The 25,179-nt window shown below is 61.6% G+C and carries 18 protein-coding genes; 10 read left to right on the top strand and 8 right to left on the bottom strand.

Going from position 1 to position 25,179, the window contains the following annotated elements; translation table 11 throughout:
• Positions 1-28: 28 nt before the first annotated feature.
• Entirely contained in the window at positions 29-1,570 is a 1,542-nt protein-coding gene (locus HW554_RS01660; protein ID WP_176906610.1) for a sensor histidine kinase, read from the bottom strand.
• A gap of 37 nt (positions 1,571-1,607) precedes the next feature.
• Entirely contained in the window at positions 1,608-1,970 is a 363-nt protein-coding gene (locus HW554_RS01655; protein ID WP_176906609.1) for a CZB domain-containing protein, read from the bottom strand.
• A gap of 186 nt (positions 1,971-2,156) precedes the next feature.
• On the opposite strand from HW554_RS01655, the gene gcvT reads away from it, so the two are divergent.
• Both gcvT and HW554_RS01645 read left to right on the top strand, forming a co-directional pair.
• Entirely contained in the window at positions 2,157-3,263 is a 1,107-nt protein-coding gene (gene gcvT, locus HW554_RS01650; RefSeq protein ID WP_176906608.1) for a glycine cleavage system aminomethyltransferase GcvT, read from the top strand.
• A gap of 128 nt (positions 3,264-3,391) precedes the next feature.
• Entirely contained in the window at positions 3,392-4,108 is a 717-nt protein-coding gene (locus HW554_RS01645) for a 2-phosphosulfolactate phosphatase (RefSeq protein ID WP_176906607.1), read from the top strand.
• A gap of 167 nt (positions 4,109-4,275) precedes the next feature.
• On the opposite strand, the gene aceA is transcribed toward HW554_RS01645, so the two are convergent.
• Together aceA and aceB are read right to left on the bottom strand one after the other, a co-directional pair.
• Positions 4,276-5,565, bottom strand: coding sequence for an isocitrate lyase (gene aceA / locus HW554_RS01640; protein WP_176906606.1), 1,290 nt, complete (start codon positions 5,563-5,565; stop codon positions 4,276-4,278).
• Positions 5,566-5,793: 228 nt separating this feature from the next.
• Complete coding sequence (gene aceB / locus HW554_RS01635) at positions 5,794-7,419, bottom strand: malate synthase A (RefSeq protein ID WP_176906605.1); 1,626 nt, start codon at positions 7,417-7,419, stop codon at positions 5,794-5,796.
• A 268-nt stretch (positions 7,420-7,687) separates the two neighbouring features.
• Here aceB and HW554_RS01630 point away from each other — a divergent pair, with 268 nt between their 5' ends.
• Together HW554_RS01630 and mltG are read left to right on the top strand one after the other, a co-directional pair.
• On the top strand, positions 7,688-9,178 hold the full coding sequence (locus HW554_RS01630; RefSeq protein WP_176906604.1) for a helix-turn-helix domain-containing protein: 1,491 nt from the start codon (positions 7,688-7,690) through the stop codon (positions 9,176-9,178).
• Between the two features lie 222 nt (positions 9,179-9,400).
• Positions 9,401-10,435, top strand: coding sequence for an endolytic transglycosylase MltG (gene mltG / locus HW554_RS01625; RefSeq protein WP_176906603.1), 1,035 nt, complete (start codon positions 9,401-9,403; stop codon positions 10,433-10,435).
• A gap of 97 nt (positions 10,436-10,532) precedes the next feature.
• Here the strand turns inward: mltG and HW554_RS01620 are convergent, their stop codons facing one another.
• The gene (locus tag HW554_RS01620) at positions 10,533-12,104 is read right to left on the bottom strand and encodes a hypothetical protein (protein WP_176906602.1); all 1,572 of its coding nucleotides are present in this window, start codon (positions 12,102-12,104) and stop codon (positions 10,533-10,535) included.
• A gap of 201 nt (positions 12,105-12,305) precedes the next feature.
• On the opposite strand from HW554_RS01620, the gene dtd reads away from it, so the two are divergent.
• Both dtd and HW554_RS01610 read left to right on the top strand, forming a co-directional pair.
• Positions 12,306-12,746 carry a D-aminoacyl-tRNA deacylase gene (dtd, locus tag HW554_RS01615; RefSeq protein ID WP_176906601.1) on the top strand — a complete coding sequence of 147 codons (441 nt, stop codon included), beginning with the start codon at positions 12,306-12,308 and terminating at the stop codon, positions 12,744-12,746.
• A gap of 43 nt (positions 12,747-12,789) precedes the next feature.
• Positions 12,790-13,116: a nucleotide pyrophosphohydrolase gene (locus HW554_RS01610; RefSeq protein WP_176906600.1), complete on the top strand. Its 327-nt coding sequence runs from the start codon at positions 12,790-12,792 to the stop codon at positions 13,114-13,116.
• Between the two features lie 106 nt (positions 13,117-13,222).
• Here HW554_RS01610 and HW554_RS01605 read toward each other — a convergent pair whose 3' ends face one another.
• Entirely contained in the window at positions 13,223-14,473 is a 1,251-nt protein-coding gene (locus HW554_RS01605; RefSeq protein WP_176906599.1) for a ribonuclease D, read from the bottom strand.
• A gap of 237 nt (positions 14,474-14,710) precedes the next feature.
• On the opposite strand from HW554_RS01605, the gene HW554_RS01600 reads away from it, so the two are divergent.
• Together HW554_RS01600 and HW554_RS01595 are read left to right on the top strand one after the other, a co-directional pair.
• Positions 14,711-17,767 carry a SusC/RagA family TonB-linked outer membrane protein gene (locus HW554_RS01600; RefSeq protein WP_246285051.1) on the top strand — a complete coding sequence of 1,019 codons (3,057 nt, stop codon included), beginning with the start codon at positions 14,711-14,713 and terminating at the stop codon, positions 17,765-17,767.
• A gap of 34 nt (positions 17,768-17,801) precedes the next feature.
• Positions 17,802-19,178 carry a RagB/SusD family nutrient uptake outer membrane protein gene (locus HW554_RS01595; protein ID WP_176906597.1) on the top strand — a complete coding sequence of 459 codons (1,377 nt, stop codon included), beginning with the start codon at positions 17,802-17,804 and terminating at the stop codon, positions 19,176-19,178.
• 157 nt (positions 19,179-19,335) lie between these two features.
• Here HW554_RS01595 and HW554_RS01590 read toward each other — a convergent pair whose 3' ends face one another.
• Positions 19,336-19,809: a hypothetical protein gene (locus tag HW554_RS01590; RefSeq protein ID WP_176906596.1), complete on the bottom strand. Its 474-nt coding sequence runs from the start codon at positions 19,807-19,809 to the stop codon at positions 19,336-19,338.
• 167 nt (positions 19,810-19,976) lie between these two features.
• Between HW554_RS01590 and HW554_RS01585 the strand changes: the two genes are divergently transcribed.
• A complete protein-coding gene (locus HW554_RS01585; RefSeq protein ID WP_176906595.1) occupies positions 19,977-20,237 on the top strand; it encodes a hypothetical protein in 261 nt (86 codons plus the stop codon).
• 155 nt (positions 20,238-20,392) lie between these two features.
• Here the strand turns inward: HW554_RS01585 and HW554_RS01580 are convergent, their stop codons facing one another.
• Complete coding sequence (locus tag HW554_RS01580) at positions 20,393-22,333, bottom strand: CocE/NonD family hydrolase (RefSeq protein WP_176906594.1); 1,941 nt, start codon at positions 22,331-22,333, stop codon at positions 20,393-20,395.
• A 198-nt stretch (positions 22,334-22,531) separates the two neighbouring features.
• Between HW554_RS01580 and HW554_RS01575 the strand changes: the two genes are divergently transcribed.
• Positions 22,532-25,162 (top strand): M14 family metallopeptidase, encoded by a 2,631-nt coding sequence (locus tag HW554_RS01575; protein ID WP_246285050.1) that lies wholly within the window; start codon positions 22,532-22,534, stop codon positions 25,160-25,162.
• The last annotated feature ends 17 nt before the right edge of the window (positions 25,163-25,179 follow it).

Below are 25,179 nucleotides of genomic sequence, written 5' to 3'. Positions count from 1 at the left end.
GGCAGGCAGAGCAGATAAAGGCAGTGAATTACTTGGCTATACGGACAACTGGCTCCGAAGGGGGCATTGGGCGGGTAAGCACCCGCTTGGGCCAGGTGAAAATGAAGCTGGCTCCGGCCCCTTCGGCCGACTCCACGCGGATGGTGCCGCCTCGCCGCTCCACAATTTTCTTGACGATGGCCAGACCTACGCCGGTGCTTTCCAGCGTGTCTCGCTCGGTCAGGGTCTGGAAGATGATAAAGATTCGCTCGTGGTACTCGGGGGCAATGCCTGGCCCGTTGTCGGTTACCGAGAAGGTGTAAAAATCGGGCATTTCGACGCAACCGATGGCCACGTGGCCATGGGCCGGGTCGTGGTGGTACTTGGCGGCGTTGCTGATGAGGTTGGTGAATACCTGCTCTAGCTGGATCTGGTTGGTGTGCAGCGTGGGCAGATAAAAGGGCAGTTCCACCTCGAACCCGGCCGGTAGCTCCAGTGAATCAATGATTTCGCGCAGCAGCTGGCGCACAAACACGGCCTCATCGGCCTGGGGCGTGCGCCCTACCCGGGCCAGGTCAAGAATGCCGGTAATCAGGTGTTCCATGCGCCGCACCCGTGTGCGCATCAGCACCAGAAACTCGCGAATGTGGTCTGGTACATCCTGGCCCAGGTCCTCTTCAATCCAGCGCGAAGCCGTTTCGATGCCCCGCAACGGCGCTTTCAAATCGTGCGATACCACGTAGGCAAACTGGTCGAGTTCCTGGTTGCGGCGCTCCAGCTGCCGGATGGTGGTATTGATGGTGTCGGTCATGGTGTTGAGCGACGTGGCCAGCTTGGTCAGCTCGTCCTGCTCGGTGTCCGGAATATGGGTGGCATAGTCGCCGCCGGCAATGCGTTGGGCCTGGCCTACCATGCCGCCGATGCGCCGCGAAAGCTGCCGCACCAGATACGCCGCATACAGCAGCCCCAAGGCAATAGTAAAGAGCGTAACACCCACCGACAGGATGCGGGTTTCGCGGATGCTGGCCTGCAGGCGCAGGCGCTGCTGGCGGCGCGATAAGGCCTCCGACTGGTCGAACTCAGCAAACACCACCCGAACCTGATCCATGAGCACTTTGCCTGTAAGGTCGGAAGCCAGATTGGCGTGCTCAAGGCCGCTGATGCCAATCTGGGTAGGGTCACTGCGCAGAGCTTCGCGCTTCTCACCAATGAGCAGGTGTGAATAGGAATTCCACTGCTCGAACAGCCGCTGCACCTGCTGCAGCCGCCGGAACTGCTGCCCGGCCACCGGCATTTCGTCGCGCAGGCTGCCAAAACGGCCCAGCAGCTTTCTTTCGCCCTCGTAGTAAGGCGTCAGCAGCACTTCGTTGTTGAGCAGCAGGTAGCCCCGAAAGCCAGCCTCCATGTCGATGATGTTGCGCAGCAGTGAGGTAGCCTCATTGGTGATTCGCTGCGAATTGGCCACCCGCTGCGAATTGCGCAGCACGGCCCGCGAGAGTTGGTAATTGAGAAATACCACGGCCGCGAAAAGCGCCGAAATAGTCAGAAACCCTGCAAAGAGCTTGGTGGAGAGCCGGAGCTTAAGGTTCATGGGGTGGGGGAGAGAGCGAAGACAGGTGGCCGGCGGCTTATGCCGCCCGCGCCCGGGTTTCTATGATGTGCAGCAACGCCACAATATCATCGGCGAGCTTGTTGATATGGCCTAGTCCGGTCGTGGCCGCGTCGGACTGGCCGGCCAGGCGCAGGTCCATCAGGCGGCTTCCTTCCAGATGGATGAGCCGGTGCAGACGGTCGAGCTCGTGGGTTTCGGGCAGATGGCCGTACGCAGGCAGGGCGCGCTGGGTTATCCATTGACCCATGGCACATTGCTCCGGGTCGCGGATGGGTCCCTGGGCCGTGTCGCTGCCATAAAGAAAGGAGCGCAGCTTCGACTTGAAGAGCAGGTGCTTGATGCGGGCCGCATCGAATTCTTGTTTCAGGTCGTCGGTCATAGAGAAAAAGTAGAGGCAAACCGGTCGAATACCGGTGTGGCAGAACAACAGCCGGAGCGGCGCTGAGCCAAAGATAGCCAACCCGCGGCGGACCAGCCGGCCATAATTGGCTACTTTCGCACCACCGCCGGATGACCCCATTCTGCCCCTTCCGGCCGGTTCGTTTCACCATCCCACCTCACTTTCATGTCCGACACGCTCAAAACCGTTCCGCTCAACGACGTTCACCAGCAGCTCGGGGCCAAAATGGTGCCCTTCGCCGGCTACAACATGCCCGTGCGCTATTCCTCCGACCTCGACGAGCACCACACTGTGCGCCGGGCCGTGGGCATGTTCGACGTGTCGCATATGGGCGAGTTCCGGGTGCGCGGCCCCCAGGCCCTGGCCCTCATTCAGCGCGTAACCAGCAACGACGCCAGCAAGCTTGTGCCCGGCAAGGCCCAGTACAGCTGCCTGCCCAACCAGACCGGCGGCGTGGTAGACGACCTGCTGGTGTATATGCTGGCCGAAGAGGACTACCTGCTCGTCGTAAACGCCTCCAACATCGAGAAGGACTGGAACTGGATTCAGCAGTTCAACACCGAGGGTGCCGATATGCAGAACGTGTCGGAGGAGATGAGCTTGTTTGCGGTGCAGGGCCCCAAGGCCATTGCCGCCCTGCAGGGCCTCACCGATACCGACCTGAGCGCCATTCCGTACTACTCTTTCGTGCAGGGCACGTTTGCCGGCGCGCCCAACGTCATCATCTCGGCCACCGGCTACACCGGCGCGGGCGGCTTCGAGCTGTACGTGCCCAACGAGCACGCCAAGCAGGTTTGGGATGCCGTGATGGAAGCCGGCCAGCCTCACGGGCTCAAGCCCATCGGCCTGGGTGCCCGCGACACGCTGCGCCTCGAAATGGGCTACTGCCTCTACGGCAACGACATCACCGACGAAACCTCGCCCCTGGAAGCCGGTCTGGGTTGGATTACCAAGTTCACCAAGGAGTTCACTAACTCCGAAAACCTGAAGGCCGAGAAGGCTGCCGGCATGGAGCGCAAGCTGGTCGGCTTCCTGATGGACGGCCCCGGCATCCCGCGCAGCCACTACCCGCTGGTAAACGAAGCCGGCGAAACCATTGGCGAGGTAACCAGCGGTACCCAGTCGCCGAGCCTGAGCAAGGGCGTGGGTCTGGGTTACGTGCAAACCGCTTTGGCGGCCCCCGGCACCTCTATTTTCGTGCAGGTACGCGGCAAGAACCTGCCCGCCACGGTGATCAAGCTGCCCTTCGTACCCGGCACGGAGGAAGTTTAAGAATTCATTCGGAGTAGAACGTCATGCTGAGCGAAGTCGAAGCATCTCTACCGCAACAGTAATCATATGCTATTGCGGTAGAGATGCTTCGACTTCGCTCAGCATGACGTTCCCTTTTCACACGTTCAATGCCTACTCTCGACATCTGTTTCTCCCCTGAACTACTGCCGCTCTATAACCTGAAAGGCAAGGTGGCGGTGGTGGTTGATGTGTTGCGGGCCACCTCCAGCATTGTAACGGCGCTGGCCGCGGGCGTAGCGCACCTTGTGCCTTTTAGCGAGTTGGACGAGTGCCGGGCAATGGCCGCCCAGGGCTACCTGACGGCTGCCGAGCGCGACGGCCGCCAGGCCGAAGGCGTGGACTTGGGCAACTCGCCCTTCGGCTACCTCGATGGCCAAGTGGCCGTGCAAGGCCGTACCGTGGCCCTCACCACCACCAACGGCACCCACGCCCTGCACCTCTCGGCTGCCGCCGATGAAATCGTAGTCGGGGCCTTCCTCAACCTGGGGGCCGTAGCCAACCATCTGCGCCTCCTGAACAAGGATGTGGTAGTGGTGTGCGCCGGCTGGAAGGGCCATTTCTGCCTCGAAGACACGCTGTTTGGCGGGGCCCTGGCTGCCCGCCTGCAAGCCGATTTCGATACCACCGCCTCCGATGCTACCCTAGCCGCCCTCGACCTGTGGGCTGCCGCCGAGCCTGACCTGGGCGGCTACCTGCTCCGCTCGGCCCATGTCCGTCGCCTCAACCACCTCGAAGCCCACCAGGACATGGCCTTCTGCATCCGCCAGGATGAGTACGATCTGGTGCCGGTATTCAAAAACGGCCGCATCCAGATCACGGATTAGCACGGATTTTTTCGGATTTCATGGATTTTGTAGTCGGGGCGCATCACTGATAGTCCACAACTGCTCTTTTGCTGAAAATGGAAAGGCCACCTCAACCTGAGGTGGCCTTTCTTAATCGACTACAAAATCCGTGAAATCCGAAAGAGTCCGCGCTAATCCATGATCAATCAGTGATTATTGAATTGGGCTTCTTCGGTGCTGCCGACCAGGGCGCCGGTGCTGGAGCGGCCGGCCGTTACCACGTTCTGCACGGCGTCGAAGTAGCCGGTGCCCACGAACGTCTGGTGCTTGACGGCCTTGAACCCCTTTTTCTGGAGCGCAAACTCGCGCTCCTGCAGCTCCGAGTAGCCGGCCATGCCCCGCTCGCGGTAGGCGGTGGCCAACTCGAACATGCTGGTATTGAGCGCGTGGAAACCGGCCAGCGTGATGAACTGGAACTTGTAGCCCATGGCGGCCAGCTCTTCGCGGTAGATTTCCATTTCGGGCACGCTGAGCTTGGCGGCCCAGTTGAACGAAGGCGAGCAGTTGTAGGCCAGCAGCTTACCCGGGAACTGGGCGTGGATGGCTTCGGCAAACTGGCGGGCCTGCTCCAGGTCGGGGTGCGAGGTCTCCATCCAGATAAGGTCGGCGTAAGGGGCGTAGGCTAGGCCGCGGGCAATGCCAGCCTCCAGCCCACAACGTACCCGGAAAAAGCCCTCCGAGGTACGCTCGGCTTCCTCCAGCACAAAGGGCTGGTCGCGTGGGTCGATGTCGGAGGTGAGCAGGTCGGCGGCGTCGGCATCGGTGCGGGCCACTACCAGCGTGGGCACGCCCATCACATCGGCGGCCAGGCGGGCGGCTACGAGCTTGTTAATGGCTTCCTGGGTGGGCACGAGCACCTTGCCACCGAGGTGGCCGCACTTCTTGGCCGACGACAGCTGGTCTTCGAAATGCACGCCTGCTGCCCCAGCCTCAATCATCATCTTCATCAGTTCAAACGCGTTCAGGTTGCCCCCAAAACCCGCCTCGGCATCGGCCACAATGGGCACCAGCCAATGCACGTCGCCCTCGCCCGATACACTCTGAATCTGGTCGGCGCGGAGCAGGGCGTTGTTGATGCGGCGCACCACGGCCGGCACCGAGTCGGCGGGATATAGGCTCTGATCGGGATACATCTGGCCCGAGTTGTTGGCATCGGCCGCCACCTGCCAGCCCGAGAGGTAGATGGCGTTGAGGCCGGCCTGCACTTCCTGCACGGCCTGGTTGCCGGTGAGGGCCCCCAACCCCGCCACATATTGCTCGGAGTGCAGCAGCTGCCACAGCCGCTCGGCCCCGTTGCGGGCCAGCGAGTATTCGATGGTCACGGAGCCACGGAGCTTCAGCACGTCCTCAGCCGTGTAAGGCCGAACGATGCCTTTCCAGCGGGAATTCGTGGCCCAATCCTGTTCAATGGCGGTAATGCGTTGCTGCTTGTTCATGGCGGTAGGGGGTTGAGGAGGAGAAAAGTATGGGCAAAGCGAGGCCTGGCGGGGCAAAACCAGTGCTTTGACCCGGTGGAGGAAACCCGGAAAATTTGAAGAGAATATTAAAACGGTGTAGGGGCGGGGCTTGTCCCCGCCCGCCGTTCGCGCCGCTGCAACGGTACTTGTTCAACGGGAACCGTTCAACGGCGGGCTGGGACAAGCCCCGCCCCTACAGCGTTCTGACTACGCCAGCTGCTCGTAGGCCGGTAGGGTCAGGAACTCGATGAACTGCTCGCTCATCACCAGCCGGTCGAAGAGGCGGGCGGCTTCGAGGTACTTGCCTTGTGCATATACCTCGTCGCCGATTTCCTGGCGGATGGCTTCGAGCTGGGCCGGGAGCAGCTCACGGTACAGTGCTACGGTCAGCGGGCGGCCGTCGGCCAGCTGGGTGCCGGGCGTGTGCAGCCACTGCCACACCTGGGCCCTGGAAATTTCGGCGGTAGCGGCGTCTTCCATCAGGTTGTGAATCGGGACGCAGCCGTTGCCTCGCAGCCACGATTCGAGGTAGCGCACGGCCACATCGAGGTTGAGGCGCAGGCCGGCTTCGGTGATGTCGCCCGTCGGCGCCTGCACTAAATCCTGGGCCGTCACCTGCACATCGTCGCGCTTATTGTCGATTTGGTTGGGCTGGGGCATCAGCTCGTTGAAGACCTCCAGCGCCACCGGCACCAGGCCGGGATGCGCCACCCAGGTACCGTCGTGGCCGGCGCGGGCCTCGCGCACCTTATCCTGGCGGACTTTTTCGAGGGCCCGTTCGTTGGCTTCGGGGTCGTTTTTGATGGGAATCTGGGCTGCCATACCGCCCATGGCGTGCACGCCGCGGCGGTGGCAGGTCTGCACGACCAGCTGCGAGTAGGCGCTCATAAACGGCACCGTCATGGTTACGGCGGCACGGTCGGGCAGCCGGAATTCGGCCCCCAGCCCCAGCCGCTTGATGTAGCTGAAAATGTAGTCCCAGCGGCCGCAGTTGAGGCCGGCCGAGTGCTCGCGCAGTTCCCACAGAATCTCGTTCAGCTCGAAAGCGGCCGGTAGCGTCTCAATCAGCACCGTGGCCTTGATAACGCACTTGGGCATTTTCAGCGACCGTTGCGCGAAGCCAAACACGTCGTTCCAGAGGCGGGCTTCGAGGTGGCTCTCTATTTTAGGCAGGTAGAAGTAGGGCGCCGTGCCGCGGGCGCAGAGCTCGTGGGCGTTGTGGAAGAAGTAGAGGCCGAAATCGAACAGCGAAGCACTCACCGGCTCGCCATCCACGAGCAGGTGTTTTTCGAGCAGGTGCCAGCCGCGGGGGCGCACCATGAGCACGGCGGTTTTCTCGTTCAGCTTGTACTCTTTCTGGGGCGTGCTGATGGAAATGGTGCGGCGCACGGCGTCGCGCAGGTTGCGCTGGCCCTCCACCACGTTGGCCCAGGTGGGCGAAGTCGAGTCTTCGAGGTCGGCCATGAACACCTTGGCGCCCGAATTCAGGGCGTTGATAATCATTTTGCGCTCTGTGGGGCCCGTTATTTCCACCCGCCGGTCGAGCAGGTCGTCGGGCAGCGGGGCCACGGTCCAGGGCTTTTCGCGCAGCTGCCTGGTTTCGGGCAGAAAATCGAAGGCCTCGCCGGCCGCCAGCCGCTGCTGCCGTTCGGTGCGCCGCTGCAGCAGCCCGCGGCGCGTGGCCTCGAAGCGGCGGTGCAGCTCGGCCACAAAAGCCAACGCCGAGGGCGTCAGGATTTCGGCATAGGCGGGCGAGTATTCGCCCGTTACCTGCACCCGCTCGGGAGTGCGGTAGGTGGGGGCCAGAATCTGGGGCTCGGCGAAAGGCGACATACGCAGCGGGGTTGAAGTAAACGATGGGAAAGCTGCCCGGGGGCAGTGCATCAAATGTATAAAAGCGAATTTTATCAAACAAGCGAATATTCGCTAATTTTTAATCGGGTTAGCAAAATCGTAGATTTACGGGCTTACGGCGTAAAAAAAACATGTAAATCAGTGCCGGCCGGATCAGGGCAATCAGCGAATTGCCCCTTACATCCGCTATTTCCTGGCTGGCACAAAGCCCGGTCTTTCCGCTCCATCCCATCTTACCAGTTCCTATATGCTGAGCCACGGCCAGGTTGTTCGCTTGATATTTGGGCTGAAGTTGCGCGAGCTGCGGCAGGAGCGGGGCCTCACGCCCGCCGAAATGGCCCGCGCCTGCGACGTGTCGGTGTCCTACCTCAACGAGATAGAAAAGGGCAAAAAATACCCCAAGGCCGATAAAATTCTGAGCCTGAGCAAGGTGCTGGGCGTGAGCTACGACCAGCTGGTGTCGCTGACGCTGAGCCGGCGCCTGGAACCCATTTCCGAGCTGCTACAGTCGGATTTGCTCAAGGAGTTTCCGCTGGAAATGTTCGGCCTCGACCCGTTGCGCATTGTGGAGTTGATTGCCAACGCGCCGGCCAAGATGAACGCCTTCATCAGCACGCTCTTCGAAATTGCGCGCAACTATGAGATGCGCCAGGAAAACTTCTTTCTGGCCGCATTGCGCTCTTATCAGGAGATGCACGACAACTATTTTGAGGAGCTGGAGCAGGACGCGCGCACCTTCGTGGTGGAGCATGGCGTGGCCGCTGCTACGTCGTCACCCGACCGGACCCAGTTGGAGCGGGTGCTCACCGCGCAGTATGGCTACACCCTCGACCGGGATGGGCTGGTCGAGTACGCGCACCTGGGGCGGTTGCGGTCGGTGTTTCAGCCCAAGTCGCGGCGGCTGTTGCTGCGCCAGGGCCTGAGTGGGGCCCAGGAGGGCTTCGTGCTGGGCCGTGAGGTGGCCTTCAACTACCTCAATCTGAAAGACCGGCCCTACGTGAATGCCTCGTTTCCGGTGCGCTCGTTCGATGAGGTGCTCAACAACTTCAAGGCCTCGTACTTTGCCGGGGCCCTGCTGATGGATGAGGAAACGCTGGTGCGCGACCTGACGGCCCTGTTTGCGGCAAAAACCTGGGAGCCGGCCGATCTGCTGGCCTTGCTCACGCGCTACGATGTGTCGCCGGAGATGTTCATGCAGCGCATCACCAACCTGCTGCCCCGCCATTTTGGGCTGCAGAGCCTGTTTTTTCTGCGCTTCGACCAGGCCAATGCCTCAGCCGACTACCGCCTGACCAAGGAGCTGCACCTTTCGCGCCTGCACAACCCCCACGGCAACGAGCTGCACGAGCACTACTGCCGCCGCTGGATTTCGGTGCGGCTGCTGGCCGAGTTGCGCCAGCAGCCGCTGGCTACTGGCGCGCCGGCCTACACGCTCGGCGCTCAACGCTCGCTTTACCCCAACGGCGACGAATACCTGTGCCTGACACTGGCCCGGGCCGGTACGGCCATCGAGCCCGCCGTGAGCGTGACGGTGGGTCTGCTCTGCGACGATACGCTAAGCCAGAAAATCCGCTTCGCCGCCGACCCCGCCATCATTCGTAAGGAGGTCAACGAAACCTGCGAGCGGTGCACCATCCCCGACTGTGAAGTGCGCGCCGCCGCCCCGCTCGAAGTGGAGCGCCGCCAGCGCCAGCAGGAGTTACAGGACGCCATTGCGGCGCTGGTAAACGAGGCGTAGCGTATTCGCTGCTCAGCTGAGCAGGTTTTCGAGCCCGTTTACAGGGTTTAGAGCCGCGAAGGGTCACGGCTCTAAACCCTGTTCAGCGAGGTCCTTCTGCTGACCGCTGGGGCAGAACCTTGTTATTGGCGGTGGGCCGAAGCGGGCCGTTGCAAATCCTGTTTCTTTGCAGGGCAGGCTGCCCCCGGCGACCCGTCACTGCTTCACCCTCACGACTTCACTTTGCGCAGATTCTGGCTCATTTTCCTGCTGGCCTTCAGCACCCTGATTCTAGTGGGGCTGGGTGCCGCCTGGTGGCTGCTGCAGCGGCCCAACGTGCGCGAATCGGCGTTCGGGTCGGCCTACCTGTATATCGGTACCGGGGCCGACTATGAGGCGGTGCTCGATTCGTTGCGCTACCACGAGCTGCTGAAGAATGACCAGACCTTCGACCAGGTGGCGCGCTGGTACAACTATCCGCAGCGCGTGCAGCCGGGCCGCTACCAGCTGCGGCCCGGCCTGGGCAACCGGGCGCTGGTAGAAATGCTGGCCCGCGGCGAGCAGGACACGGTGGCTTTCACGCTGAACGCCTTTAAGTACAAGCCCCAGCTGGCCCGGCAGCTGGCCCGCGCCTTCGAGGCCGACTCGGTAAGCCTGCGCCGCCTGCTGAACGACAATGCTCACCTGCAACGCCGCTACCACCTCGATACCACCACGATACTCACGCTGTTTCTGCCGGGGCCCTACCGCCTGCTCTGGAACTCCTCGGCCCCGCAGCTGCTCGACTCGGCGGCCGCCACCCACGCCCGGTTCTGGACGTCCGAGCGCCGCCGCCAAGCCGATTCGCTGGGCCTTTCGCTTACCCAGGTGCACGTGCTGGCCAGCATCGTGCAGCGCGAAACTGCCCAGCCGCTCGATAAACCCATTATTGCCGGGGCCTACCTCAACCGCCTGCGCACCAACATGCGCCTGCAAGCCGACCCCACGCTGCTCTGGGCCATCGGCAACTTCGGGGTGAAGCGGGTGCTCAACAAGGACAAACTGGTGGATTCGCCCTACAACACCTACCGGTACAAGGGCCTGCCGCCCGGCCCCATCACGTCGGCCAACCGCCAAAGCCTTGATGCCGTGCTGCGCCCCACCCGCCACAAGTTCGTGTTCTTCTGCGCCCGCCCCGACGGCAGCGGCTTCTCCGATTTCGCCGAAACCTACGCCGAACACCTACAGAATGCCCGCCGCTACCAGCGCCGCCTCGATAGTCTGGGGGTGAAACGCTGAGGAAGTGCGAGGTGAATGTTACAGCACGACGTAGGGGCGGGGCTTGCCCCCGCCCGCCGTTCGCACCGTTTCAATGATTCTGCTTGACGACTATCGTTCAACGGCGGGCGGGGGCAAGCCCCGCCCCTACGTCGTGCTGTAACTGCACGTATTCACTTATCTCATACACCCGTAGCTGCGCCGTATCCTGGCGGGCTTGCTGCTGGAGGTGTAGGGTTTGCTGGTAGCTGAGGCCGGTGAACTCGGAGTGCTCCAGAAAGAGTAAAGGAGAAGTGAGACTAGGTTCGGGCCAGGCGGCTAGCGGCGGCTGGCGGCGCAGCGAGTCGAACTGTTGCACGTTGGTCACGCGCCAATAGGCGTCGAGCACCACGTAACGGTAGCCCCGGTGGCTCAGGGTGGTCAGGGCCTGCTCGCTCACTATTGAGCGCACTGTATCAGGATGAAAGGGTGCCAACGCCAAGCCTACCGTGCTGGCCACGGGGCCGCCGCCGTGGGCCGCCAGCCACGCGGCTACGGCCGGGTAACTGGTGGGCCGGACGTAGGCGTACACTTCGCGCTGAAGCCGGTAGAGGTTGCCAGCTAGCACCAGAAGTACCAACATTAACAGCGCCGGAGCCGGAATCCGCCGGCCGCGCCACGGCCGTGCCAGCATCAGCAGCCCCAGCGCGTACCACAGCCCGTAGGCCCACAGCAGCCCCCGCGGCGCTTTCAGCAGCAACGACATGCCTGCCAGCAGGCACCAGCCCCAGATGGCCACGTACAGTTCCAGCGGTAGCGGCTGACCCCGCCCGAGGCGGCCGGCGCGCCATTGCTGCCCCAGCAATGCCAGCGGCCCCAGCAGCCCCACCCACACCAGCCACGATTCAAAATCGAGCATAAAGCGCAGGTAGTACAGCAAATCGAGGTGCAGCGTAGCGATGCGGCCGGCAGCGTTGGCGGCCCCCGGAAACAGCACGTTGTAATACACGCCCAACCAGGCGTACCAGCGCAGGCCCGCCAGCCAGCCCACAGTGCTCAGCACCACGAAAGGGGCGGCCAGCAGCAGGCCCACACGCCACCAGTGGCCCCGCCGCAGCAGCAGCCCATCGGCCTGCCACCACTCCAGCACGGTCAGAATGGGGAGCGTCAGCAGGAATTTATAGTTGAAACTCAGGCCCAGCAGCAGCCAGATAGCGGCCCGATAGACGGTGGTTGAGCTAGGCTGCCGGAGCCGTTGGTAATAAGCGGCCAGCAGTCCGGCGAAACACAGCAGGCTGCCGGCGCTCATGGTAAAGTCGCGGCCGCCGTAGGTGAGGAAAGTGGCCGTGCCCATGAGCAGCGTGAGCAGCCCGGTTTGCCAGCCCGGCAGCCGGGTTTCGCGGGCTATAAAGGCCGCCAGCAGCCCCACGGCCACCAGGGCCAGCAGCGCGTTGAGCACCAGAAACACCCGATAATCGGACGTGAGCCAGGCCACCGGCGCATAAAGCAGCATGAATAGCGGGCTGGCGTGCCGGAACAGGTGGCGCAGGTTGCCGGCGGCCACTTCCTGCACAATCTGCCAGTTGCGCACCGAGTCGAAGTCGGGCAGCGCGCCCTCGGTGAGGCCGTACAGGCGCACCGGCACCAGCAGCAGCAGTGCGAGGCCGAGGTAGTACGATTGTGGCCGCGAGAGGGGGAGTGAGCTGTTCAACGGGCGCTGGTTAAAGCAGGAAAAACCGAGCCAGCAAAGAACGTCATTCAGAGCGAAGCGAAGAATCTCGCGTGAAGTCACTGCGCAGTTGTGCAACGACTCACGCGAGATTCTTCGCTTCGCTCTGAATGACGTTCTTTGTTGACCTGAAAACTGCCTGCCAAGCACTGGCAGCACGTAAAACTCATCATCTCACCGCCCATGCGTCTTGTTCTCCAGCGCGTCCGCCATGCCCGGGTTACCGTGGAGGGCCGCGTTACCGGCCAGATTGGCCCCGGCTTACTGGTGCTGGCCGGCTTCGCGCCCGATGACGATGCCGCCATTCTCGACCGGCTGGCCCGCAAAATGGTGCAGCTACGCATCTTCGCCGACGACGAAGGCAAGATGAACCGCTCGGTGCAGGATGTGGGTGGCCAAGTGCTGGTCGTGAGCCAGTTTACGCTGCTGGCCGACACCCGCAAGGGCAACCGACCCAGCTATGTTGGGGCCGCGCCGCCGCTGCTGGCCGTGCCGCTCTACGAGCAGTTCGTGCAGACAGTAGCCCGACTGCTTGGCCGGCCCGTGTCCACCGGCGAGTTTGGGGCCGATATGCAGGTAGAGCTGCTCAACGACGGCCCGGTAACCATTGTACTCGACAGTTAGCACCTGCGAACTTCCTCATCATCACCCCTCAAACTTCTGATTCATGACTATCGAAGAAGCTCAGCAAACTGTAGATGCGTGGATCAAGACCACCGGCGTCCGGTACTTCAATGAGCTAACCAACATGGCCATGCTCACGGAGGAAGTGGGCGAGGTGGCCCGCATTATCGCCCGGCAGTATGGCGAGCAGTCGTTCAAGGAATCTGACAAGGACAAAGTGCTGGCTGACGAGTTGGCCGATGTGCTGTTCGTGGTCATCTGCCTAGCTAACCAAACCGGCATCGACCTCACCGACGCCCTGAACCGCAACCTGGCCAAGAAAACTCAGCGCGACGCCACGCGGCACAAGAACAACGAGAAGCTGAAGTAGGCACGATGTAGGGGCGGAGCTTGTCCCCGCCCGCCATCCGCGCCGCTGGACGATTACCGTTGCAGCGGCGCGAGCGGCGGGCGGGGACAAGCCCCGCCCCTACATCTTACTTCTCAAACGGCCCGGCTACTTTCGAAAAGTCCAGACTGTGCTTTTGGGCAGTTTCGGTGAGCAACTGGTGCTGCCAGGGGCGCAAAACCTGGTCGGCGCCCTGCTCGATGATGTCGTTGATGAGGCGGTTGCTGAGCACGAGGTTGGCCATGATGGCACTGTGGTCGGCGGCGAGGTGGGTTTTGAGCGTAGTCAGCAGGGCTTCGCGGGCATCGGCTTCGGCGGCTTTGGCCCCGCTCAGGCGGCGCCGCGACGGGAAGCCGCGGCGGTCGGCGGGCAGCGGCGGCTCGGGCGCCCGGTCTTCTTGGCTTAGGGCCACGAGGCGGTCGGCAAAGGTGCCGCGCTTGAGCTCGGGGTGCAGGCCGTTGGCGTTGCGCAGATGGCCTGTGCTCGTAACGGGCAGGCGCGTGAGCTCGGCCAGCCGGTCGTTGCTGGCAATCATATAAGAGGGCCGGTCGATGTGGCGGGCCACCTCATCGCGCAGCATAAACAGGTCGCGGAACATGGGTAGCTCGACGGGCTGAATCCGGTATTTGCCGGCTAGGCGCATGTAGGGCCGCTCGTCGCGGGTGTAGCGCACTGCTTCGAGGGCCTCGTTTTCCTGCTCGGCCCAGGCGGTGCGGCCCAACGCGGCCAGTTTAGCGCTGAGCCGGTCGGTCAGCTCGAACAGGTACAGCACGTCGTTGGCTGCATACTGCTTCTGGGCCTCGGTGAGCGGGCGCTTCAGCCAGTTCGACTTCTGCTCGCCCTTGTCTACTTCCAGGCCCAGTTCCTCCTGAATAAGGCGACCCAGCGAGATGTTGTTGTCGGCTTCGGCCAGCAGCGTGTGCTGCACGCTGGTATCCACGATGTTGCGCACGTGTACGCCGTAGAGCTCATCGAGCAGCAGAATATCGGATTTGCAGCTGTGGAATATGGTGGTAATGGCCGGGTCGCGCAGCACCTGCCAGAGCGGTTCCAGGTCTTCGGCCTCGTTCTCCAGCTCCAGCGGGTCAATCAGGTAAACGGTCTGGCCATCGAACACCTGAATCAGGGCCAGGTGGCGGCCGTAGCGGTAGCGCATATCATCGAACTCCAGGTCGAGGGCGATGCGGGTGCTTTGGTGCAGGTTGCGGGCCGCTTCGGCCACGGCCGATGCGTCTGTGATAAACTGAATATCGGGCATTAAGTAATAGGCAAGAATGACAGCCCGCACAAGCTGGCGGGCAATGGTAGTAAAGGTAGGTAGCGGGCGGCGTTTGGCCATAAATACGAGTAGTTGAAACTAGAACAGTTGCATTTCCGATAAAATATATTGCTTATTGCAGATACCTTGCAGTCCTCTCGGAATCCAGACCGGTACAGTGGTTGGATTCTGGTCTCGGTAGCAGCGCCCAGCTTCGTGCCCCGGCCCCGCCCCGATGCAGTGGCTGCTTCACTTTAGCTGCCTCTCTGAGAGGTCCCACGCATGAGAAAAAACTACTTGTTTCCTCTGATGGGAGGAATGTTGCTAACTGCCGGCACGGCTGTTGGGCAAACCCGCGCCGTTAGTGGGCGCGTAACGGACGGGGGCGGCTCGGGACTGCCCGGCGTGACGGTGCTGGAACGCGGCACTACCAACGGCACCAGCACCAGCTCCGACGGTAGCTTCACACTCAGCGTGAGCCCCGGCGCTACCCTCACTATCAGCTCCATCGGTTTTGTCACCCAAACCGCAAGCGTGGGGGAGCGCAGCAGCCTCAGCATTGCGCTGGTCAGCAATGCCACCGAGCTGAGCGAGGCCGTAGTAGTAGGCTACGGCACGCAGTCGAAGCGCGACCTGACGGGTTCGGTCGTGCAGCTGAGTGGCAAAGATGTGGCCAATGCGCCGCTGCCCTCGTTCGAGCAGGCCCTGCAGGGCAAGGCCGCAGGTGTTTTTGTGGAAAGCGGCAGCGGTAAGCTGGGCCAGGGCATACGGGTGCGAGTGCGGGGCGTATCGTCCATCAGCGGCGACAACCAGCCGCTGTATGTGGTCGACGGTATTCCGGTAGTATCGGATAACCTCTCATCGACTTCGGCCACCACCAACCCGATTGCCGACATCAACCCTAACGACATTGCCAGCATTAGCGTGTTGAAAGATGCGGCGGCAACGGCTATTTACGGCTCGCGGGGCACTAATGGGGTAGTAATTGTTACGACCAAGCGGGGCCAGCAGGGTGGTACGCGCTTCACGCTCGGCTACCAGACCGGCTGGAGCACGCCTACCAACAAGCGCGAGTTCCTCAATGCCACAGAATACATTGAGCTGCTGACGGAAGCCGGTCTGAATGGTGGCTTCTCGCAAGCATCCATTAATGCCCGCCTCACCCGCTATGCAGCCCAGCCCGATTATGCTACCAATGGCGTGGACACCAACTGGCAGGACCGCGCTTTCCAGAAGGCTCCGTTCAGCCAGTACGACCTGAGTTTGAGCGGAGGCAACGAAAAAACCAAGTTCTTTTTCTCAGGCCAGTACAGCGACAACAATGGTATTTTGGTCGACAACCGCTACCAGCGCATCAATACCCGCTTTAACCTCGACAACCAAGCCACCGACCGGCTGAAAATGGGCCTCAACATCGGCCTCTCGCGCTCGGTAAATGAGCGGCTGCCTAACGATAATGCCTTCAGCTCACCCATGCAAATCGTGGCCCTGGCCCCGATTACGCCCTTCATTGACCCGCGCTCAGGCCTTATGAGTGGTCTGCTCGACCCGGCCACCGGCGAGCCGAACACCACGTTCCCATTCTACTACAATCCGCTCATCAGCGTCCAGAACGGCGACTATATTACCACCTCCTACCGGATTCTGGGCAACGTGTATGCGCAGTACCAGTTGCTACCGGGGCTGGTGTTCAACTCGCAGCTGGGTACCGATATCATCAACCAGAGCGAAAACCAGTTCTTGGGCCGCGTTACTTCGCGTAACACCGGCCCTACCAACGGCTTCGGCTTCAACGCGACGACCAACAGCGCCCGGATGGTGGTGAACAACTACCTGGGCTATAACAAAGTGCTGAACGAGGTGCATACCCTCGACCTAACGGTGGGCACTTCGTATGAGGAAACGCAGATTAAAACTAACAGCGTTGAAGGGTCGCAGTTTGCCTCCGATGCTTATAAAACGCTGGTCAGTGCAGCTCAGATAACGGCTGGCTCGTCGGGCGAAACCGCGAGTACGTTAGTATCTTACTTTGGGCGCGCCAACTACAATTATGCGGGCAAGTATCTGCTGGGCCTGAGCGCCCGCCTCGACGGCTCCTCCCGTTTTGGTGTCAACAACCGCTATGGCTTCTTCCCGGCTGCATCGGTGGGCTGGTTGGTTTCGGAAGAATCGTTTCTGCAGGATAACGCGGCGCTGAGCCTACTTAAAATCCGGGGTAGCCTGGGCCGCACTGGCAACCAGGGTATTCCCAACTTCGCGGCCTTGCCTCTGTATTCGGGCACTTCGGGCTACGTGGGCATTCCGGGCCAGCGGCCGTTGCAACTGGCCAGTCCCGACCTCACCTGGGAGTCGACTACCCAGGCGGATGCCGGCATTGAGTTTGGCTTTCTGGATGGACGCTTCAGCGGTGAGGTGGGCGCATACCTGAAAAAAACCAGTGACTTGGTGCTCTCGCAGCCGGTACCCGGTACCTCGGGCTTCGCCTCCGTGTTCCGGAACGTGGGCGACATGGAAAACCGGGGCATCGAGTTGTCCCTGACCACTCGTAACATCGAAGGTCCCTTCACCTGGACAACCAGCTTCAACGCGGCCCGCAACCGCAACCGCGTCACCAACCTCGACGGGCCGCCTATTCTGGGCTCCAACCTTAACCGGGCGCAAGAAGGCCAGCCGCTGGGTGTGTTTGTAGGACCGGAGTACGCCGGGGTAGATCCGGCCACTGGCAATGCGCTTTACTACCTAAACACTCCCGACGCCAACGGCAACAACGACCGGAACACGACGGATGACAGCAACGAGGCCGGGCTAGTGCCGCTGGGCGACCCCAACCCAACCTGGACGGGCGGTATCACCAATACATTCACCTTCAAAGGGTTTGATTTGAATGTGGTGGTTGTAGGCGTGTTTGGCAACAAGATTTTCGACTCCGGGGCGCAGTTCTACTCGGTGGGCTTCAATAACGGCCCCGATAACCAGACCCGCGACCAGCTCCGGCGCTGGCGGCAGGTGGGCGATATCACCGACGTACCGCGGGCCGAACTGTTCGGCGGCAATGGTATTGCGCTGTCGTCGAGGTTCGTGCGCGACGGCGACTACGGGCGTCTGCGGACCGCTACGCTGGGCTACACGCTACCCGTAACGCTGGCGCAACGGGTGCGGCTGCAGTCGGTGCGGGTGTTTGCGCAGGGCCTCAATCTGCTCACCTTCACCAAATACAAAGGCTGGGATCCGGAAGTAAGCACCGATTACTTGGCGGGTAACTCCAACCCCACAGGTAACGGTACCAGTACGCAGGGCAACATCAACCAGGGCATCGATTTCTACACTGCCCCGCAGCCCCGCACCTATACTTTCGGCGTCACGCTGGGCTTCTAGCCCCGGCAACCGGACATCCTAAACCGCTGAACTCATGAAAAAGATACTGTATCAGGCGGCTACCGCCGCATTTCTCGGCCTAGGCCTGCTGGTGGGCGGCTGCAACGACAAGCTCAACGTGGAGCCGGTCGATAACATAAACGCCGCCGTGGCCCTGAGCACGTCCAACGACGTGGAGGCGGCCATGGTGGGCAGCTACACCGGAATTCAGAACATCGAGGCCTACGGGGGCTACTTTCAGCTGACGAGCGACTTGCTGGCCAATTCCGGCGACATCGACTTCGTAGGTACCTTCATTCCGCCCAACCAGTACCAGCGCAAGGTGGTGCTGCGCGATAATGGTTTCACCGAAAGTACCTGGTTGGTATCGTACAATGCCATTAACCGGGTAAATAATGTGCTTAGTGCCATCGACCGGCTCGATACGCCGGCCAAGAAGGCGCGGGTGGAAGGGGAGGCCAGATTTATTCGCTCGCTGGTGTACTTCGACTTGGTGCGCCTGTACGCCAAGGCCTGGAACGATGGCAACCCCCAGAGCAACCTTGGTGTTCCGCTCGTGCTCATGCCTACCAGCATTATTGCGCCGGCCAACCAAGTGAGCCGCAACACGGTGGCCGAAGTGTATGCTCAGGTAATTACCGACCTGACGTCGGCGGAGACCCTGCTGCCGGCCAGTAATGGCTTCTTCGCTAACAAGTACGCCGCCGCCGGCCTGCTGGCCCGCGTGTATCTGCAGCAGGGCAACTACCCCGCCGCCGCCGCCGCTGCCAACCGCGCTCTGCAAGTACCCGGCGGGGCCCTGGTGCCCGATTATGCCGATGAGTTCACCTCCAACAACGACCTGCTGGGGAACACGACCGAAGACCTGTTCGCTATTCAGGTAACGGCCCAAAGCGGGCGCAACGAGTTGAATACCTTTTACTCGGCCGACCGCCGGGCCGATATCGAAGTGCAGGACCAGCTACTGGACCAGTTTGAAGAGGGCGACGCACGGGCCGAGCTATTCCAAACCATCAGCGGCGTGGTGTATAGCACCAAGTATAATGTGCTATATGGGAACATCAAGCTGATTCGGCTGGCTGAAATGTACCTGACGCGCGCCGAAGCTAACTTCCGGGCCGGTAGCAGCGTGGGTGCCGCGCCACTGGCTGATATCAACCGCATCCGGGCGCGGGTGGCCCTGCCGGCCCTGGCAAACCTCACACTGGCCGCCATTCTAAAGGAGCGCAGGCTGGAGTTGCTTTTTGAAGGATTTAGCCTCCATGATCTTAAGCGCACCCAAAGCAGTACTATGCCGCCCAACGCTTCTACCGAAGTGCTGCCTTTCAACTCCAATCGGCTGGTGCTTCCAATTCCACTGCGCGAAATCAACGCCAATCCCAACCTGGTGCAAAACCCTGGCTACGAGTAGCAAGTGTTATTTTTCAATCAAAAAAAGCCGTTCCGAATATCCGGAACGGCTTTTTTTGATTGAAAAATAACACTTAGTAACCTGAATGGTGCTCAGGGCAATGCCCAGCAGAACTGGACCCTAAAAGCACCAGGCAACTTTTTTGAAAGATAAACACCTAGTCGTCGTCCTCTTCGTCGTGGCTGAAATCCAGGGTCGGAACCAGCCGCAGCGCCTCGCTAATAACGTCGTCCATCAGGCGTTGGGTATCGGCGTCGAGGGCGCGCTCGAACAGGTGCAGCACCTGCTCGCCGTCTTCGTTCACATAAAGGTTGGCGTAGAGGCGGTCGAACGTAGTAGCGCCCTTCTGCATGGCCTTGTCGATGCCGGCTACGGATGGGGCTTGTAGTGCGTTTTTCAGCACATCGAGTACCTGGCGGGCCTCCTCCATGTCGCCTAATTCGGCCAGCAGGCGCAGCAGGGCCAGGGCCACGCCCAGCCGCACCCGCTCGAAGCGGTAGGCAATATCAGCGGGGGCGGCCTGCCCGAAAATGTGGTAGGCCTCGCGGGTGGCGGGCGTGAGGTAGCGGGCGGCGGCGGCGGGCTCGGCGAAGGCTAAGTCGAGCAGGCGCTGGTAGGGAGAGTTGGGCATCGGCAGCAGGAGTGGCGCCGGAGTAATCCGGAGAATCTGGCTTGAAAACGGGAACCTTGGGCCGCGAAGGTACGATTACAGGAGCGGCAGTAGCCAAAAAGCCGGCCGGCTGGTTATCTTAGCAGATTCCCGCTCGTTCCGTCCAACTCCGCATCTGTAGCTCCATCATGACGCACAAAGAAAAATGGCTGGCCTTCGCTCCGGCCGGCCTCCTAGCTATCGGCCTGGGTACCTGTCTGGTGCAATGGGCCGCCGATAAAAAACGCCGCCGCGAATCGACCGCCGAATGGGTTTCGGCCGGTACGGCGGCCCTGCTCGTGCTCAATGCCGGCATCAGCCTCTTCGGCCGCGGCGTGGTAGAAAAAGTGAAGCACGACCTGCGCCACCAGATTCCCGAGCCCGACTACGGTAACATCGGCCGGTTGTAAATCAATAGCCAAAAAAACGTCATTCTGAGCGAAGCCGGAGGCGAAGTCGAAGAATCTCTACTACATCAGTAAACCCAATAAAGAGGTTTGCACTGCGGTAGAGATTCTTCGACTTCGCCTCCGGCTTCGCTCAGAATGACGTCCTGTTTTTCTCGTTAAAGCACGCGTATCTTCAGTTGTGAGGCCTTGGCAGGGGAGTGGTAGAGGCGGTGGTTTGCCGTCTGGAAGTCCTTTTCGTCGGCTTCAAAAATGTTGGGCACGAAGGTCTGGGGGTTGCGGTCGACCATCGGGAACCAGCTGCTTTGCACCTGCACCATCAGGCGGTGGCCCTTGCGGAAGGTGTGGCACAGGTCCTGCACGGTGAAGGGCACGGCCGTTACCTGGTTCGGCACGAAGGCTTCGGGCTGGCTAAAGCTATTGCGGAACCGGCCGCGCATCACCTCCGAGCGCACCATCTGCTGGTAGCCGCCCAGCTTCACGCTCGGGTTCAGGCGTGGGTTGTCAGGTGTATCGTTGGGGTAAACGTCAATAATTTTCACCACCCAGTCGGCGTCGGTGCCAGTGGTAGCCACCTGCAATAGTGCCTCAATAGGGCCGGCCAGCGTCATATCCTCGGTCAGTACGTCGGTCTGGTAGGTGAGCACGTCGGGGCGGCGGCTGGCAAAACGCTGGTCGTCGGTCATGTACTCGCGGGTCATGCCCGTGGCCATGTTTTCGTTGGAGGGCACCGGCTTGGCCGGGTCGCTGATGTACTGGTCGAACTCGGCTTGGCCGCCGGTTGGGGCTTCGAACCCAATTTTACCATCGGCCTGAAAATACATCGTGCGCTCCTGGGACTGCCTGGGCGGCCAGGCATCAAAAGTGCGCCACTTGTTGGTGCCGCCCTCAAACACAGTAGCCTCGGGCACATTAGGCCGCTTGTTGTCTTTCAAATACGATTTGAAAAACGGGGCTTCAATCTCCTTCTGATAGTAAAGCGAGGGCGACTCGCCGTAGGCAACGTTGCCCACTACCTCGCCGGTGCCGCGGGCCCAGCCGCCGTGCACCCAGGGGCCCATCACGAGGCCGTTCTGCATGCCGGGGTTCTGCTTTTCTATGCTCTCGTAGATTTTGAGCGCTCCGAACAAATCCTCGGCATCGTTAAAGCCACCCACGGTGAGCACGGCCGTCTGCTTGTTCAGGTTTTTGAGGTGAGGCCGCAGGTTGCGGGCCTGCCAGAACGCGTCGTAATTGGGATGGGCCATCATCTCGTTCCAGAACGCTACCTGCCCTTTGTAGTAGCGGGCATCGGCGTTCTTAAGCGGGCCCATCTTCATAAAGAAGTCGTAGCCATCGGGTGTGCCATGCTTAAAGCCGGGATTGCCGGTAGGCGTGGGCACGGGCCGGGGCAGCCCGAACGAGGCCAGGAAGTTGAAGGCGTGGGGCAGGAAGAACGCGCCGTTGTGATGGAAATCGTCCCAGAACCAGTCGGCAATGGGGGCCTGGGGCGAGGAGGCCTTGAGGGCCGGGTGGCGGCTGAGCAGGCCGGTGGCGGTGTAGAAACCGGGGTAGCTGATGCCCCACTGCCCCACGCGGCCGTTATTTTTCGGGCCCTTCTTCACCAGCCACTCAATGGTGTCAAAGGTGTCGGTGCCTTCGTCGATGTCGTTCTTGCCCTTGGGCGCGTCTTTGGCGGGCCGCATATTCACGAATTCGCCCTCCGACATATAGCGGCCGCGCACGTCCTGGTAGGCGAAAATGTAGCCCTCCCGCATCATCGTAGAGCTGGGGCCGAGGCTCTTTTTGTACTTGCCCGCCTCGTAGGGCCCCACGGCGTAGGGAGTGCGGCTGAGCATAACCGGGTAGCGCACCTTGTCGGCGTCGTTGGGCGCGTACACCACGGTATACAGCTTCACGCCGTCGCGCATGGCAATGCGGTGCTCCGTTTTGGTGTAGTGCTGCTGAATGTAGAGCGTATCGGACAACACCTGGGCCATTTGCTGCCGGTCGGCTTCAGAAGGTAGCGGGTACGAAACGGGCTGCTGGGCCTGGGCCGCGAAGCAGCCGGCCGAGAACAGGGCCGCCAGCAGGGCCGGGCGGAAGTAGGAGTGGGGCATATTTTTGGTTGACGAAGGTGTATCACGAAGCTCCAGCTTCGCGTGTCGTTGCTGACGTTGGGCTGATTTGGCTCAACGAAACGCGAAGCTGGAGCTTCGCGCTACAGCGCGTATTTTCGCTATTAGCTAAGCAAGGCCTGCTCAAATATGCTTTCTTTGAGCCAGAGTTTCACTGCTCTCCGATTTTACTTCCGCTGCATGATGAAAAAAATTACGCTACAGGCCCTGAGCCTGCTGCTAGTGGGGCTGCTAACGTGCTTTGGCGCCTTGGCCCAGGCGCCGGCCTCAGCGCCCTTCCCCAACCCGCTGGCCGGCCCGGCCGATGGCCCGCTGCAGACGCCCGCCCAATTTCTGGGCTACGAGTTGGGGGCCCGCTTCACGCCCCATGCCGAGCTGCTACGCTACGTGGCCCACATTGCGGCCCACAGCCCCGACCGGATGAAGCTGGAGCGCTACGGCACCACCTACGAAAACCGCCCGCTGGAGCTGGTGTACATTGCCTCAGCCGCCAACCTGGCCCGCCTCGACGATATCCGGCGCGACAACCTGCGGCTGGCTGGCCTCGAAACCGGGGCCGTGAAGGGCGCTACGCCGGCCGTGGTGTGGCTGAGCTACAACGTGCACGGCAACGAGGCGGTGTCGTCGGAGGCCGTGATGCAGGTGCTCTACGACCTGGCCAACCCCGCCAATACCACTGTGCAGAGCTACTTGCAGAACCTGGTGGTAATAGTGGACCCCTGCGTGAACCCCGACGGGCGCGACCGGTATGCGCAGTGGTACAACCGTGTCGCCAACAAGCAAACCAACGCCTCACCCCTGAGCTGGGAGCACCGGGAGCCCTGGCCCGGCGGCCGCTACAACCACTACTACTTCGATTTGAACCGCGACTGGGCCTGGCAGACCCAGCAGGAGAGCCGCCAGCGCATTGCCGTGTACAACCAGTGGCTGCCCCAGGTGCACGCCGATTTTCACGAGATGGGGCCCAACAACCCCTACTACTTCTCGCCTGCCGCCAAGCCCTTCCACGCCGACCTCACGGCCTGGCAGCGGCAGTTCCAGGACATCATCGGCGACTACAACCGGAAAGTTTTTGATAAGAACAACTGGCTCTACTTCACCCGCGAAACCTACGACTTGTTCGCGCCTTTCTACGGCGACACTTGGCCGAGCTTCAACGGCGCTATTGGCGTAACCTACGAGCAGGGCGGTGGCGGCGTGGCCGGCGTGGCCTACGCCAAAACCGACGGCGACACGCTCACCCTGAGCCAGCGCATCGAGCACCACCACGCCACCAGCCTGGCCACGCTGCAGGCCGCCGCCGAGCGCCACCAGGACCTGACCCGCGAGTTCCGCAAGTTCTACGACGACGCCCGCACGCGGCCCAAGGGCGAGTACAAGTCGTACGTGCTGGCCGGCTCCTCCGACCCCGGCCAGGTGCGCGCCCTCACGCAATACCTCGACCGCCAGCAGATCAGCTACGGCTTCGCAACCAAACGTACCCGCCAGGCCGGCTATAGCTACGCCACCGGCAAAACCGAAACCGTGCAGATCGAGCCCCGGGACGTAGTTATCAGCATGTATCAGCCCAAATCGACGCTGGTAAAAGTGCTGTTCGAGCCCCAGGCCCAACTCGAAGACTCGCTCACGTATGACCTTACTGCCTGGTCGCTGCCCTACGCCTTTGGCCTGAATGGCTACGCGCTGAAGGGGCAGCTGGCAGTGAATTCAGTTGCTAGTGGTCAGTCGTCAGTTGTCAGTGCGAATAGCCAGAACAAGCTGACAACTAACAACCAGCAACCAACAACTACCGACGCCCCCTACGCCTACCTGGCCCGCTGGAATAACCTGCAGGATGTGCGCTTCCTGAGCCGGTTGCTGCAGCAGGGCGTGAAGCTGCGGGTGGCCGAGGAGCCCTTCGAAACCGAAGGCCAGAAGTATAGCCGCGGCACGCTCATTATTGCGCGCACCGGCAACGAGCGGCTCGGGGCACGGTTCGACCAACTGGTACGTGCCCAGGCCGATTCGGCGGGCGTGCTGGTGCAGGCCGTGCAGTCGGGCCTTTCTACCAGCGGTGGCGACCTGGGCTCGCGCTCGGTGCGGCCGCTGGCTATGCCCAACGTGGCCGTGCTGGCCGGCCCGGGCGTCGATGCCACGGCGTTTGGCGAAGTATGGCACTTTTTTGAGCAGCAGGTGGGCTACCCCATCACAGTGCTTGGCACCGACTATTTCGGCAGCGTACCGCTTAGCAAGTTCGATGTGCTGATACTGCCCGATGGCCGCTACGACGACATCATGAACGAAAAAGCCCTGGCCGCCGTGAAAACCTGGGTGCGCGGGGGTGGCCGCCTCATTGCCCTCGAAGGAGCCTCGCGTTTCCTGGCTGGCCAGAAAGACCTGCTGCTCAAAGCCAAACCCACCGACTCGACGGCCATCAACAAAAAAGCGCCCTACGCCGCCCTGCGCCGCTACGCCGACGCCGAGCGCGACGGTATTGCCGACCGGGTGCAAGGCAGTGTGTTTCGGGTGCAACTCGACAACACCCACCCGCTGGCCTTTGGTTACGGGAACACCTACTTCGCTCTGCTCCGTGAAGCACCCAACTACAAATTCCTGCCCGAAGGTGGCTGGAACGTGGGTGTCCTCAAAAAGAACAGCTACGCCTCGGGTTTCGCCGGCCGCAAAACCCGCGCCGGCCTCACCGACAGCTTCGTACTGGGTACCCAGGACCTGGGCCGCGGCCAAATCGTGTACCTGGCCGACAATCCGCTGTTCCGGGCCTTCTGGCAGGGCGGCAAGCTGCTGTTCGGCAACGCCATATTTATTCTATAATGACCGATTACAGCTGG

It is taken from the genome of Hymenobacter lapidiphilus (genome assembly GCF_013377885.1).
Taxonomy (GTDB): Bacteria; Bacteroidota; Bacteroidia; order Cytophagales; family Hymenobacteraceae; genus Hymenobacter; species Hymenobacter lapidiphilus.
This window is presented reverse-complemented; position numbering and strand designations above follow the sequence as displayed.

Bases quoted from the DNA above. Each gene is read 5' to 3' on its own strand.
- HW554_RS01660 (WP_176906610.1), bottom strand. From the start codon at position 1,570: ATGAACCTTAAGCTCCGGCTCTCCACCAAGCTCTTTGCAGGGTTTCTG.
- HW554_RS01655 (WP_176906609.1), bottom strand. From the start codon at position 1,970: ATGACCGACGACCTGAAACAAGAATTCGATGCGGCCCGCATCAAGCAC.
- gcvT (WP_176906608.1), top strand. From the start codon at position 2,157: ATGTCCGACACGCTCAAAACCGTTCCGCTCAACGACGTTCACCAGCAG.
- HW554_RS01645 (WP_176906607.1), top strand. From the start codon at position 3,392: ATGCCTACTCTCGACATCTGTTTCTCCCCTGAACTACTGCCGCTCTAT.
- aceA (WP_176906606.1), bottom strand. From the start codon at position 5,565: ATGAACAAGCAGCAACGCATTACCGCCATTGAACAGGATTGGGCCACG.
- aceB (WP_176906605.1), bottom strand. From the start codon at position 7,419: ATGTCGCCTTTCGCCGAGCCCCAGATTCTGGCCCCCACCTACCGCACT.
- HW554_RS01630 (WP_176906604.1), top strand. From the start codon at position 7,688: ATGCTGAGCCACGGCCAGGTTGTTCGCTTGATATTTGGGCTGAAGTTG.
- dtd (WP_176906601.1), top strand. From the start codon at position 12,306: ATGCGTCTTGTTCTCCAGCGCGTCCGCCATGCCCGGGTTACCGTGGAG.
- HW554_RS01610 (WP_176906600.1), top strand. From the start codon at position 12,790: ATGACTATCGAAGAAGCTCAGCAAACTGTAGATGCGTGGATCAAGACC.
- HW554_RS01605 (WP_176906599.1), bottom strand. From the start codon at position 14,473: ATGGCCAAACGCCGCCCGCTACCTACCTTTACTACCATTGCCCGCCAG.
- HW554_RS01600 (WP_246285051.1), top strand. From the start codon at position 14,711: ATGTTGCTAACTGCCGGCACGGCTGTTGGGCAAACCCGCGCCGTTAGT.
- HW554_RS01595 (WP_176906597.1), top strand. From the start codon at position 17,802: ATGAAAAAGATACTGTATCAGGCGGCTACCGCCGCATTTCTCGGCCTA.
- HW554_RS01590 (WP_176906596.1), bottom strand. From the start codon at position 19,809: ATGCCCAACTCTCCCTACCAGCGCCTGCTCGACTTAGCCTTCGCCGAG.
- HW554_RS01585 (WP_176906595.1), top strand. From the start codon at position 19,977: ATGACGCACAAAGAAAAATGGCTGGCCTTCGCTCCGGCCGGCCTCCTA.
- HW554_RS01580 (WP_176906594.1), bottom strand. From the start codon at position 22,333: ATGCCCCACTCCTACTTCCGCCCGGCCCTGCTGGCGGCCCTGTTCTCG.
- HW554_RS01575 (WP_246285050.1), top strand. From the start codon at position 22,532: ATGATGAAAAAAATTACGCTACAGGCCCTGAGCCTGCTGCTAGTGGGG.